This is a genomic window from Erwinia sp. 198, assembly GCF_003937915.1.
Taxonomy (GTDB): Bacteria; Pseudomonadota; Gammaproteobacteria; order Enterobacterales; family Enterobacteriaceae; genus Erwinia; species Erwinia aeris.
The window spans coordinates 204,554-216,649 of sequence record NZ_RHUM01000001.1 but is presented as its reverse complement, the minus strand read 5'-3'; the positions used below and the strand labels follow the sequence as shown (position 1 = coordinate 216,649).

The window sequence follows — 12,096 nt, the reverse complement described above, 5'->3', positions numbered from 1 at the left end:
TTTATTATTGATACCGATCGGGCGCTGCCGCGCAAGGTAATGCGGGCGGCGATGCCTCCAGCTGCTCGCGGCTCCACTGCAGGAAATGGCTTACGCGGGGAAAGCGGGCAAAGCCGCGCGGCCAGACCAGATGATGCGCGTTTACCGGCAGGCTGTATTCGTCGCCAAACATCTTGACCAGCGTGCCGCTGCGCAAATACTCCGCCGCCAGCAGCTCGCTTTCAAACACCACCCCATGCCCCAATCTTGCCGCCTCCAGGCTCATATAAGAACGATCGAAGCGAAACAGCCAGTCTTTGGTCGGCTGCGCTAATTGCATCGCGGCAAACCATTGCGGCCACTGAATTAAAGGCGACTCGGAAAGGATCAGTGCATGATTAATTAATTCCGCTGGCGTCGCGATCGGATGCTTTATCAAATAATCGGGCGACGCGAATACCGACATTTTTTCATGGCGAATGGTTTTAATTTCCAGTGATTTCCAGTCGGGAAAGCCGTGGCGCACCGCGATATCAATATTGTCGCGGCTGAAAGAGAGATTTTCGTAGGAGCAGGAAAGCGTGACCTGTATTGCAGGATAGCGTTCGCGGAATTGATGCAGGCGCGGCAGCAGCCAGAGCAGGCCGAAGCTGGGCGCGCAGTGAATGCGCAGCGCGCTGCGCGCTTTCTCATTACCGAGACGGGTGCTGGCCTGGGTCAGTCCCAGCAGCAACGGGCTGATTTCTTTCAGATAGTTTTCACCGGCCAGCGTTAACGTCATGCCTTTGGGCGAGCGGTTGAACAGCAGGCAGCCCAGCTCTTTTTCCAGTTTTGCCAGCTGATGGCTGGCGGCAGAGGCGGTAATATTCACTTCTTCCGCCGCACGCGCCACGTTGCCATAATGCGCAACTTCTTCAAAAATCCTGAGCGATTTTATGGAAGGGCAAAAATCTGCGTTTTTTTCCATGCGGCTCCTTGAATGCGTTTTGTGACAGATGCCCGCTTTTTTCCGCGAGAAATGTTAACTGCATCAAATCCATCTTTCTATTCAGCATCGAATGAATTTTTTTGCATTGCCAGTTTAGCCGTAATTTCCAATTCTGAATGTGACCCTGCCGGTAGCGATACCGAACCACTAAAAAAGATTATTACGGAGTGGATTATGTTGCTGAAAAATAAAGTTGCGATTATTACGGGCGCCGCCTCTCAACGCGGTATTGGCCGTGCCACCGCCGCCTGTTTCGCCCGTCACGGCGCGCAGGTCGTTATTCTGGATCTGGATGAAAACGCGGCGCGATATGCGGCAGAAGAGCTGGGCGCTGGTCATCTGGGCCTGGCGGCCAACGTAACCGATCCCGCCGCGGTGCGTCATGCCGTTTCCCGCGTGGTCAGCGAGTTTGGCCGCATCGACGTGCTGGTGAATAACGCGGGCATTACGCAACCGGTAAAAACGCTGGAAATAAGCATCGAAGATTATAACCGTATCCTGGACGTCAATCTGCGCGGCACGCTGCTGATGTCGCAGGCGGTGATCCCGACCATGCAGCAACACGGCGGCGGCAGTATTGTTTGCCTCTCTTCCGTTTCCGCCCAGCGCGGCGGCGGCATTTTCGGCGGCCCGCACTACAGCGCGGCGAAAGCGGGCGTGCTGGGCCTGACCAAAGCGATGGCGCGCGAGTTTGGCCCGGATCGGATCCGCGTCAACGCCCTGACGCCGGGCCTGATCCAGACCGATATTACCGGCGGTCTGCTGCAGGACGAGCGGCGTCACGCCATTATCGACGGCATCCCGCTTGGCCGCCTGGGCGCGGCAGACGACGTGGCTAACGCCGTGCTGTTCCTCGCCAGCGATCTCGCCAGCTACCTGACCGGCATCACGCTGGACGTTAACGGCGGTATGTTGATCCACTGATCGGCTCCTTCCAGCAGGCTTCTTTCACTCCGGGAGTGAAAAGTATGACAACGCTTAATCTCAGCGCGACAACCGTCGCGCGCGATGCGACCTATCGCAAAATCGCCTGGCGGCTGATGCCGTTTTTAATGCTTTGCTATCTTTGCGCCTATCTCGATCGGGTCAACGTCGGCTTCGCCAAGCTGCAAATGATGGACGATCTGGCCCTGAGCGAAACGGTGTACGGCCTGGGGGCAGGCATTTTCTTTATCGGCTACTTCTTTTTTGAAGTGCCCAGCAATCTGATCCTGCATCGCGTCGGCGCACGACGCTGGATTGCCCGCATCATGATCACCTGGGGGCTGATTTCCGGCCTGTTCGCCTTTGTGGAAACGGCCTGGCAGTTCTATCTGCTGCGCTTTTTGCTCGGCGTGGCCGAAGCCGGACTGGCACCTGGCCTGCTGCTCTATCTTACCTACTGGTTTCCCTCGCATCGCCGTGCCCGCATGACGGTGCTGTGGTTTGTGGCTATCCCGCTTTCCGGCACGATTGGCGGCCCCCTTTCCGGCTGGATTATGGAGGCCTTCGCCGGTTTTCACGGCTGGGCAGGCTGGCAGTGGATGTTTGTGCTGGAGGCTATCCCCACCATGCTGATGGGCTTTGTGGTGCTGATGGTGCTCAAGGATCGCGTTGAGCAGGCGCCCTGGCTGGACGAGAGCGAAAAGCGCATGGTGCGTGCCGATTTGGATGAGGATAACCAGCAAAAAGCGCATCACGGCACGGTGAAAGCTTTTGTGGCCGACAAGCGGCTATGGCTGCTGGCGCTGATCTACTTTTGCGTGGTGATGGGCCAGTATGCGCTGACCTTCTGGCTGCCGACGCTGGTCAGGAATTCCGGCATCCGCGAGCCGCTGCATATCGGCCTGCTGACCAGCCTGCCCTATCTCTGCGCCATTGTTTTTATGCTGATGGCAGGCCGCAGCGGCGATCGGCATCGCGAGCGGCGCTGGCATCTGATCGTGCCCATGATAATCGGCGTGCTCGGACTGACGCTGGCGACGTCGCTGGGCCACAGCGTACCGGTCTCGCTGTTTTTCCTCTGCGCGGCCGCCGCCGGCATCCTTTCCGCCTCCTCCCTGTTCTGGATGCTGCCGACCAACCTGCTCGGCGGCGTCTCGGCGGCGGCAGGCATCGCCGCGGTGAACTGTATCGCTAATCTGGCGGGCTTCTTTTCACCGTGGCTGATCGGTTCTATCACCACCGCCACCGGCTCGCCCGCTTCGGGCATTTATTTTATTGCTGCTGTTTTGCTGCTCGGCGCGCTCTGCGTGCTGCGTATTCGCGCAGCAGACGTTAACCGCTAATCAGGAGATAAGATGAACAGCGTTTCTGCCACACTCACGCTCAAACAGCGCGCAAACAATATTCGTCGTCATGCGCTGTTAATGGGACAGGTTCAGGGTCAGGGCTATATCGGCCAGGCGTTAGGCGCCGCCGATTTGCTGGCCGTCAGCTATTTTCACGCGCTTAATTTTCGTCCTGAGGCGCCGGAATGGGAAGCGCGCGACCGCTTTTATCTCTCTATTGGCCACTACGCCATTGCGCTGTACGCCGCGCTGCTGGAGGCGGGCGTGCTGCCCGAAGCCGAGCGCGAAACCTATGGCAGCGACGACAGCCGTCTGCCGATGTCCGGTATGGCCGCTTACACCCCCGGCATGGAGATCACCGGCGGCTCGCTTGGGCACGGTCTGGGCATTGCGGTTGGCGCATGCCTGGGGCTGAAAAGCAAAGGCTCCCCCTCCTTTGTTTATAACCTGCTTTCCGACGGCGAGCTCAATGAAGGATCGACCTGGGAAGCGGCAATGTCGGCCTCGCACTGGCGGCTGGATAACCTGATCGCCCTGATCGACGTCAATAATCAACAGGCCGACGGCCACAGCTCGGCAATCCTGGCGTTCGAGCCGATTGTCGATCGCTGGCGGGCCTTTGGCTGGCACGTACAGCGCGTGGACGGCAACGATATCGCCGCGCTGACCGCCGCCTTTGACGCCGCCCGCGCCTGGGCGGAACCGCAGCCGCGCGTGATTATCTGCGATACCAAAATGGGTAAAGGCGTGCCTTTTTTAGAAACGCGCGAGAAAACGCACTTTATCCGGGTAGATGCCGATGAATGGGACAAAGCCCTCACCGCGCTTGAGCAAGGGGAATAACATGACTACCGCAACGAAGAAACGCCTGACCACCTCGGCCATGATCGCCTCCATCGCCGCAGAAGGCCAACCCGTGCAGTCGGCCCCTTTCGGCCATGCGCTGGTAGAGCTGGCACGCCAGCGCGCCGATATCGTCGGCTTAACGGCCGATCTGAGCAAATACACCGATCTGCATCTGTTTGCCGAAGCCTTCCCGGCACGCTTTTTCCAGATGGGCATGGCGGAGCAGCTGTTAATGAGCGCCGCAGCGGGCATGGCGCGGGAAGGCTTTACGCCTTTTGTCACCACCTATGCGGTATTCGCCTCGCGCCGCGCCTACGACTTTATCTGTATGGCGATAGCGGAAGAGAACCTGAACGTCAAAATCGCCTGCGCGCTGCCCGGCCTGACTACCGGCTACGGGCCAAGCCATCAGGCGACCGAGGATTTGGCTATCTTTCGCGGGATGCCAAACCTGACTATTATCGATCCCTGCGACGCGCTCGAAATCAGCCAGGCGGTGCCCGCCATAGCCGGGCATCATGGCCCGGTCTATATGCGCCTGCTGCGCGGCAAAGTGCCGCTGGTGCTGGATAAATACGGCTATCAGTATCGCCACGGCAAGGCGCAACGGCTGCGCAGCGGCAAACACGCGGTGATTATCAGCAGCGGGCTGATGACCATGCGCGCGCTGGAAGCCGCAGAAGAGCTGGAAAAAAGAGGCGTTGAGGTTGGCGTGGTGCATTCGCCGATGATCAAGCCTCTGGATGAAGCCACCATCCTGCGCGAGGCGGGCGAAGCGGTGAACGAGAACCGGCTGGTGATCGCGGCGGAAAACCATTCCATTACCGGCGGGCTGGGTGAAGCGATAGCGGCGACGCTGATGCGCCACGGCGTGACGCCGCGATTCAGACAGATTGCTCTGCCGGACGCGTTTCTGGCGGCGGGCGCGCTGCCGACGCTGCACGATCGCTACGGCATTTCGACGGCAGCGATGGTTACGCAGATTACAAACTGGCTGGAAGGGTAACGGAAAGCCCCGAAGCGCCGCATAAGCGCCGCGCTTCGGGATGGGGTGCAGAAGAAATTAAACCTCGATTTCCGCCATATGGCCTTTTTCCTGCAGCCAGTTGCGGCGATCTTCCGAGCGTTTCTTCGCCAGCAGCATATCCATCACTGCCAGCGTCTGTTCCACGTCGTCGTCGTCGATGGTCAGCTGCACCAGGCGACGAGTGTTGGGATCCAGCGTGGTTTCACGCAGCTGTAGCGGGTTCATCTCGCCCAGCCCTTTAAAGCGCTGCACGCCCGGCTTGCCCTTTTTACGCTTCAGCTGATCCAGAATGCCCGCTTTCTCTTCCTCATCCAGCGCGTAGTAAACCTCTTTACCCAAATCGATACGGTAAAGCGGCGGCATCGCCACGTAGACGTGACCATTTTTCACCAGCGTGCGGAAGTGCTTCACGAAAAGCGCGCAGAGCAGCGTGGCAATATGCAGGCCGTCGGAGTCCGCATCGGCCAGGATACAGATTTTGCCGTAGCGCAGCTGGCTCAAATCTTCGCTGTCGGGATCGATGCCGATAGCGACGGAAATATCGTGTACTTCCTGCGACGCCAGCACCTCGTCCGAAGAGACTTCCCAGGTGTTGAGGATTTTGCCTTTCAGCGGCATGATCGCCTGGTATTCACGATCGCGCGCCTGCTTGGCCGATCCGCCTGCGGAGTCTCCTTCCACCAGGAAAAGCTCCGTACGGTTCAGATCCTGCGCGCTACAGTCCGCCAGCTTGCCGGGCAGCGCCGGGCCGCTGGTGAGCTTTTTACGCACCACCTTTTTCGCCGCGCGCATCCGGCGCTGGGCGCTGGAAATCGCCAGCTCGGCCAGCATTTCCGCCGCCTGCACGTTCTGGTTCAGCCACAGGCTGAAGGCATCTTTCACCACGCCGGAGACGAAGGCCGCACACTGGCGAGACGAGAGACGCTCTTTGGTCTGACCGGCAAACTGCGGATCCTGCATTTTTACCGACAGCACGTAGGCGCAGCGATCCCAGATATCTTCCGCCGACAGCTTCACGCCGCGCGGCAGGATATTACGGTATTCGCAGAACTCGCGCATCGCATCCAGCAGGCCCTGGCGCAGGCCGTTGACGTGCGTGCCGCCCTGCATGGTCGGGATCAGGTTGACGTAGCTTTCCGTCAGCAGCTCGCCGCCTTCCGGCAGCCACAGCAGCGCCCAGTCCACCGCTTCGATATCGCCGGCGAAAGAGCCGACAAAAGGTTTTTCCGGCAGCGTCGGCAGGCCGTTAACCGCTTCCGCCAGATAGTCCGTCAGGCCGTCGGCGTAGCACCAGCTCTGCTCGGTGTTGTTTACTTTATCTTTAAAAACGATTTCCACGCCCGGACACAGCACCGCTTTCGCCTTCAGCAGATGGCTAAGGCGCGATACCGAAAAGCGCGGGCTGTCGAAGAACGACGGGTCCGGCCAGAAGCGTACGCGCGTGCCGGTGTTGCGTTTGCCGACCGTGCCGGTGACGTGCAGATCCTGCACTTTGTCGCCGTTTTCAAACGCCATCTCATACACTTCGGCATTACGGCGCACGGTGACTTCCACGCGCGTTGACAGGGCGTTTACCACCGAGATACCCACGCCGTGCAGGCCGCCGGAAAACTGGTAGTTTTTGTTAGAAAATTTGCCGCCCGCATGCAGGCGACAGAAGATCAGTTCAACGGCCGGTACGCCTTCTTCGGGATGGATATCGACCGGCATACCGCGACCGTCGTCAATCACCTCCAGCGACTGATCGGCGTGCAGGATCACTTCGACGCGTTTGGCATGGCCCGCCAGCGCTTCATCCACGCTGTTATCGATCACTTCCTGGCCTAAATGGTTAGGACGCGACGTATCGGTATACATGCCCGGACGGCGGCGAACGGGTTCAAGGCCGCTGAGTACCTCAATGGAATCAGCGTTATAGCTGGACTGAGTCATTGTATCAATCTTGATGGCTGTAAATGAGTGAGCCCCACGTCCCGCTTCAGGCAGCGAGGCCTAAAAAGTCCAGGATCGGGGAAAAATGGCGTTCGAATCCGATAAAAGCATGATTTCCGCCCTCTTCAACCGTCTGGCGGCAGGCGCTGTAGTAGCCTACAGCCTGGCGGTAATCGAGCACTTCATCGCCCGTTTGCTGCAGCAGCCAGAGCAAATCCGGCGACTCTAACGGGTCAATCTGCATCACTTTCAGATCGTAAATGTGGCGTGACTCTAACACATATTGCTGCCCGGTGTACGGGTTCTGATTCAGACCCAGATAATCCACCAGCAGCTCAAAAGGCCGCACCGCAGGATTGACCACCACCGCTGGCAGCATGAAGCATTGCGAGAGCCAGGTCGCATAGTAGCCGCCCAGCGACGAGCCGACGATCCCCACGGCTTCGCCCGATAATCCCATGATCAGGCTCTCCAGCATCAGCGCCGCGTCCGCCGGGTAAGGCGGCAGCTGCGGTACAATAACCTGGATTTCCGGATGCCGCGTGGCCAGCCACTGCCGGAACTGCGTCGCTTTAGCCGACTGCGGCGAGCTATTGAAACCGTGCAGGTAGATCAGCGTGGCCATCTCAGTATCCTTCGGAGTCGGGATCGGGGCTGAAGGCGCGTGTCGTCAGGCGCTCAACGCGGGTTTCCACCCGGCCATCCGTATACAGATCCAGCCAGCGCCAGCCCGGCGCTTCGGAATCGATAGTAAAGTTGGTGCAGTGCGGTCGGAACTGCACGCAGGTCGACGGCGTCGCCAGCAGGCGGCGCCCGTTCCAGTTCAGATCCAGATCCTGATGAATATGCCCGCAGAGCAGCGTCGACGCCAGCGGATAGCGCTGCAGCACGGCCTCCAGCATATGCGAATTGCGCAGGCTGTGCTGATCGAGCCAGGTGCAGCCCGACGGCAGCGGATGGTGATGCAGCAGCACCAGCGTATGGCGTTCCGGCGCCTTCGCCAGCGCTGTATCCAGCCATTCCAGCTGATAGTCGCTCAGCTCGCCGTGCGGCACGCCGAAAACCTGGCTGTCCAGCAGAACGATCTGCCACCGGTCGCCCAACAGCACATGCTTTTCGTCAGCGATTTTCGCTTCGGCCAGCGTGTTGAACATCGCAGGCTGAAAATCATGGTTGCCCGGCAGCCAGACGCACGGCGCGGGCAGACGCGCGATACCCTCAGCGAAATGCTGATAGGCTTCCGCGCTGTGATCCTGCGCCAGATCGCCGGTCGCGACGATCAGATCGAACGGCTCCTCACAGGCGGAAATGGCCTGCAGCACCGCATCGAAACTGGCCCAGGTATTCACGCCCAGCAGCGTTTCATGTTTACCGGCGAAAAGATGGGTGTCCGTTATTTGCAGTATTCTTGCCCGACCATTCGCCACAGGAAGTTTTAACAGGCTATCCAATCACAATCCTTAGGGTTAATGCCGTCACGGCAGAGGCTCACCACACCGGAACGGCCATTGCGCCATGCGCTAAACAGTAGCGCAGCCAGTCTGCAAGAAACTGGTTTATCTGATGCTTTTCGTCACGCTGATGCAGCTTTTTATTCGGATAATCATAGCGCGCTTTGAAGCGATAGATCTGCTGTGTCGAACACACTTCCGCCACCATTGCGTCATGGTAGAGCCGCACGGACATGGCGGGCAGGCTCCAGTAACTGACGGCGGGCGCGGTCTGTTTGATTTCCACCAGCGTAGTGTAACGCGTCGATTCCTGGATAGTCACCGTATAACTTGCCTCGTTGACCCGCCAGGTGACTGACTCACCCGCCCGATCTTCTTTCGGCAGCAGCCGACGCAGCTGCGCGAAATTGGTTTCGCACAGGCGCATCATTTCAGGAAAATCAGGCACGTAGCGCTTTATCATTCGTTTTTCCACTCGTCTCTTAGTTTTTTATGATGCAGCTCCAGCCATTGCAAAGCGATGACGGAGGCCGCGTTGTCTATTTTCCCCTCTTCCACCCAGCGGTAAGCCTGTTCGCGGCTGACCACATGTACAAGAATATCCTCATTCTCTTCCTCCAGACCGTGGTTTCCCTGCGCCACGCTGGCATCCACTTCGCCTACCAAAATCTCCAGCCGCTCGCTGGTGCCGCCGGGGCTGGCTAAATAGCTGAGCACCGGCTTCACGCGGGCTGGTTCGATCCCGGCTTCTTCTACCGCTTCGCGCCGGACGACATCTTCCGGCGTTTCGCCCGGCTCTATAATACCGGCCACCAATTCTAACAGCCAGGGCGTCGGGCTGCTGTCAAAAGCGGGAATGCGGATTTGTTCAATCAATACCACCCGATCGCTCACCGGATCGTAAGGCAGCAGGACGGCGGCATGGCCCCGCTCAAAAACCTCCCTGGTGACTTCTTTACTCATCCCACCGTTAAACAGCCGATGGCGAAAGCGATAACGAGTGAGTGAAAAAAAACCTTTATAACACGGCTCACGTGCAATAATTTCTACATCGTTTTTTGTGAAAGTCACCGGGTATTTTTTGTCGCTGCTCACGGTTTACGCTCCTGTAATGGTGGTGGCGAAAGCGGGAAAAGAGTGTCGAAATCCGCCCAGAGTGTAGTTCTTAATGATTAAATTGAGTAAATTGTGGCAACATGGCACTTTCAGCCAACTTATCTCTTTCATTTACTCTGGTAGAATCGGCGATAATTTTTTTGGCTTACGACAGCGCTACCATAGCAATATTGCTGCATAACAAGGAATGCAAATGAAGAAACTGCTCCCTTTACTTATCGGCCTGGGCCTGGGCGGCTTCAGCGTCGCCAGCCAGGCGGAAAACCTGCTGCAGATCTATCAGCAGGCCCGGTTGTCTAACCCCGATCTTCGCAGTTCTGCAGCCGATCGCGATGCCGCGTTTGAGAAAATCAACGAAGCGCGCAGCCCTTTACTGCCTCAGTTAGGTTTGGGCGCAGATTATACCTACAGCAACGGCTATCGCGACAGCAGCGGTCTGCACAGCACCGCGACCAGCGGCACGCTGCAGCTGACGCAGACCATTTTCGATATGTCGAAATGGCGCGCGCTGACGCTGCAGGAAAAAACGGCAGGCGTACAGGATGTTACCTACCAGGTCGCCCAGCAGAATCTGATCCTTAACACCGCTACCGCTTATTTTAACGTACTAAACGCCATCGACACGCTTTCTTATACCGAAGCGCAGAAACAGTCGATCTACCGTCAGCTGGATCAAACCACGCAGCGTTTCAACGTCGGCCTGGTGGCGATTACGGATGTGCAAAACGCGCGTGCGCAGTACGACAGCGTGCTGGCCAACGAAGTGACGGCCCGCAACAATCTGGATAATAATCTGGAAACGCTGCGTCAGGTCACGGGTAACTACTATCTGAGCCTGGCTTCGCTGAACGTCGATAGCTTCCGGACGGAAAAACCGCAGCCGGTCAACGCGCTGCTGAAGGAAGCCGAAAGCCGCAACCTCAGCCTGCTTTCCGCTCGTCTGAACCAGGACCTGGCGCGCGAGCAGATCCGCCTGTCGGAAACCGGCCATATGCCAACGCTGGATCTGACTGCGCAAAGCGGCCTGTCGAACAATAAATATGGTGGCAGCCGCGCCAACAGCGCAGCCTATCAGGACAGCATCAGCGGCAACAACCAGGTGGGCCTGAGCTTCACGCTGCCGTTATATAGCGGCGGCTCGGTCACCTCGCAGGTGAAACAGTCGCAGTACGCTTTTGTTTCCGCCAGCGAACAGCTCGAAAGCGCGCACCGTACCGCAGTACAGACCGTACGTTCATCCTTTAACAATGTTAATGCGTCCATCAGCAGCATCAATGCTTACAAGCAGGCCGTGGTTTCGGCGCAAAGCTCGCTGGATGCAATGGAAGCGGGTTATCAGGTGGGTACGCGCACCATCGTTGACGTGCTGGACGCGACCACCACATTATATAACGCCAAGCAGCAGCTTTCCAACGCGCGCTACAGCTACATGATCAACGAGCTGAACATTAAATCGGCTCTGGGTACGCTGAACGAGCAGGACCTGCAGATGCTGAACAGCCGCCTGGGTAAAGAAGTCCCAACTTCACCAGAAGCGGTAGCACCGGAAAACACTCAGCAGGATGCAGCGGCGAACGGCGCGCAAACGGCGGCCTCGCCTGCCGTGCAGCGTGCTGCGGCCCCGGCGGCGGCTCAGGCTTCCGCGCCGCACAGCGGTAACCCGTTCCGCCATTAAGCATTTTGGGGCAGCCTGGCTGCCCCTTTTACTTTCAAACGTATAGCTAAGTAAAGATCCCCTTCACATTGCCGCTCGTTGCTTCAATTTCCACCGCCGTTCCCCTATTCTAAGCATTACCTTTGGGCTCAGGACAGAATGTCATGAAACGGACAAAAAAAATTAATCATGCCTCCTTTCGCAAAAGCTGGAGCGCACGCCATCTCACTCCGGTAGCGCTGGCGGTAACCGCCGTATTTATGCTGGCCGGTTGCGAACAATCGGATGAAACCGTCTCGCTTTATCAAAATGCAGACGACTGCTCTACCGCCAATCCCGGCAAAAGCGAACAGTGCACCACGGCCTACAACAACGCCAAAAAAGAGGCGGAAAAAACCGCGCCGAAATACGCGACTCGTGAAGATTGCGTGGCGGAGTTCGGCGAAGGCCAGTGCCAGCAGGCGCCCGCGCAGGCTGGCGTCGGCACCACCAATGCTGAATCCCAACAGAGCGGCAGCTTCTGGATGCCGCTAATGGCCGGTTATATGATGGGTCGCCTGATGGGCGGTGGCGCAGGCTTTGCCCAGCAGCCGCTGTTTACCTCGCGCTCGCCAAACAGCCCGGCCAGAGGCCAGTTTGTTGACGCCAGCGGAAAAAGCTTTGGCACCGCGACGCCGGGCCGCACCATGACCGTGCCGAAAACCGCGCTGGCGCCGAAACCGGCCACCACCAGCACCGTGACGCGCGGCGGCTTTGGCGAAAGCGTGGCGAAGCAGTCCGCTATGCAGCGCAGCAGCGCAACGTCCGGCTCCAGCCGGTCTTTCGGAGGTTAA

General features: G+C 58.3%; 12 protein-coding genes. 6 read left to right on the top strand and 6 right to left on the bottom strand.

What is annotated here, in order from left to right:
- Nucleotides 1-4: 4 nt before the first annotated feature.
- A complete protein-coding gene (locus EGK14_RS01030) occupies nt 5-946 on the bottom strand; it encodes a LysR substrate-binding domain-containing protein (protein ID WP_125287214.1) in 942 nt (313 codons plus the stop codon).
- A gap of 195 nt (nt 947-1,141) precedes the next feature.
- On the opposite strand from EGK14_RS01030, the gene EGK14_RS01025 reads away from it, so the two are divergent.
- The 4 genes from EGK14_RS01025 to EGK14_RS01010 are packed head-to-tail and all read left to right on the top strand — an operon-like array spanning nt 1,142 to nt 5,089.
- Nucleotides 1,142-1,891 carry an SDR family NAD(P)-dependent oxidoreductase gene (locus tag EGK14_RS01025; protein ID WP_125287213.1) on the top strand — a complete coding sequence of 250 codons (750 nt, stop codon included), beginning with the start codon at nt 1,142-1,144 and terminating at the stop codon, nt 1,889-1,891.
- A 44-nt stretch (nt 1,892-1,935) separates the two neighbouring features.
- A complete protein-coding gene (locus EGK14_RS01020) occupies nt 1,936-3,234 on the top strand; it encodes an MFS transporter (protein WP_125287212.1) in 1,299 nt (432 codons plus the stop codon).
- Nucleotides 3,235-3,246: 12 nt separating this feature from the next.
- The gene (locus EGK14_RS01015) at nt 3,247-4,080 is read left to right on the top strand and encodes a transketolase (RefSeq protein WP_125287211.1); all 834 of its coding nucleotides are present in this window, start codon (nt 3,247-3,249) and stop codon (nt 4,078-4,080) included.
- Between the two features lies 1 nt (nt 4,081).
- Entirely contained in the window at nt 4,082-5,089 is a 1,008-nt protein-coding gene (locus EGK14_RS01010; protein WP_125287210.1) for a transketolase family protein, read from the top strand.
- A gap of 57 nt (nt 5,090-5,146) precedes the next feature.
- On the opposite strand, the gene parE is transcribed toward EGK14_RS01010, so the two are convergent.
- The 5 genes from parE to nudF are packed head-to-tail and all read right to left on the bottom strand — an operon-like array spanning nt 5,147 to nt 9,588.
- Nucleotides 5,147-7,042: a DNA topoisomerase IV subunit B gene (parE, locus tag EGK14_RS01005; protein WP_125287209.1), complete on the bottom strand. Its 1,896-nt coding sequence runs from the start codon at nt 7,040-7,042 to the stop codon at nt 5,147-5,149.
- A 46-nt stretch (nt 7,043-7,088) separates the two neighbouring features.
- On the bottom strand, nt 7,089-7,667 hold the full coding sequence (gene yqiA / locus EGK14_RS01000; RefSeq protein WP_125287208.1) for an esterase YqiA: 579 nt from the start codon (nt 7,665-7,667) through the stop codon (nt 7,089-7,091).
- Nucleotide 7,668: 1 nt separating this feature from the next.
- Nucleotides 7,669-8,493, bottom strand: coding sequence for a 3',5'-cyclic-AMP phosphodiesterase (cpdA, locus tag EGK14_RS00995; RefSeq protein WP_125287207.1), 825 nt, complete (start codon nt 8,491-8,493; stop codon nt 7,669-7,671).
- 37 nt (nt 8,494-8,530) lie between these two features.
- Nucleotides 8,531-8,956 (bottom strand): DUF1249 family protein, encoded by a 426-nt coding sequence (locus EGK14_RS00990; protein ID WP_125287206.1) that lies wholly within the window; start codon nt 8,954-8,956, stop codon nt 8,531-8,533.
- Entirely contained in the window at nt 8,953-9,588 is a 636-nt protein-coding gene (gene nudF / locus EGK14_RS00985; RefSeq protein ID WP_125287205.1) for an ADP-ribose diphosphatase, read from the bottom strand. The genes EGK14_RS00990 and nudF overlap by 4 nt, the downstream gene beginning before the upstream one ends.
- Before the next feature lie 214 nt (nt 9,589-9,802).
- On the opposite strand from nudF, the gene tolC reads away from it, so the two are divergent.
- Both tolC and EGK14_RS00975 read left to right on the top strand, forming a co-directional pair.
- On the top strand, nt 9,803-11,284 hold the full coding sequence (tolC, locus tag EGK14_RS00980) for an outer membrane channel protein TolC (RefSeq protein WP_125287204.1): 1,482 nt from the start codon (nt 9,803-9,805) through the stop codon (nt 11,282-11,284).
- A 143-nt stretch (nt 11,285-11,427) separates the two neighbouring features.
- Complete coding sequence (locus tag EGK14_RS00975) at nt 11,428-12,096, top strand: DUF1190 family protein (protein ID WP_125287203.1); 669 nt, start codon at nt 11,428-11,430, stop codon at nt 12,094-12,096.

Bases quoted from the DNA above. Each gene is read 5' to 3' on its own strand.
- EGK14_RS01030 (WP_125287214.1), bottom strand. From the start codon at position 946: ATGGAAAAAAACGCAGATTTTTGCCCTTCCATAAAATCGCTCAGGATT.
- EGK14_RS01025 (WP_125287213.1), top strand. From the start codon at position 1,142: ATGTTGCTGAAAAATAAAGTTGCGATTATTACGGGCGCCGCCTCTCAA.
- EGK14_RS01020 (WP_125287212.1), top strand. From the start codon at position 1,936: ATGACAACGCTTAATCTCAGCGCGACAACCGTCGCGCGCGATGCGACC.
- EGK14_RS01015 (WP_125287211.1), top strand. From the start codon at position 3,247: ATGAACAGCGTTTCTGCCACACTCACGCTCAAACAGCGCGCAAACAAT.
- EGK14_RS01010 (WP_125287210.1), top strand. From the start codon at position 4,082: ATGACTACCGCAACGAAGAAACGCCTGACCACCTCGGCCATGATCGCC.
- parE (WP_125287209.1), bottom strand. From the start codon at position 7,042: ATGACTCAGTCCAGCTATAACGCTGATTCCATTGAGGTACTCAGCGGC.
- yqiA (WP_125287208.1), bottom strand. From the start codon at position 7,667: ATGGCCACGCTGATCTACCTGCACGGTTTCAATAGCTCGCCGCAGTCG.
- EGK14_RS00990 (WP_125287206.1), bottom strand. From the start codon at position 8,956: ATGATAAAGCGCTACGTGCCTGATTTTCCTGAAATGATGCGCCTGTGC.
- tolC (WP_125287204.1), top strand. From the start codon at position 9,803: ATGAAGAAACTGCTCCCTTTACTTATCGGCCTGGGCCTGGGCGGCTTC.
- EGK14_RS00975 (WP_125287203.1), top strand. From the start codon at position 11,428: ATGAAACGGACAAAAAAAATTAATCATGCCTCCTTTCGCAAAAGCTGG.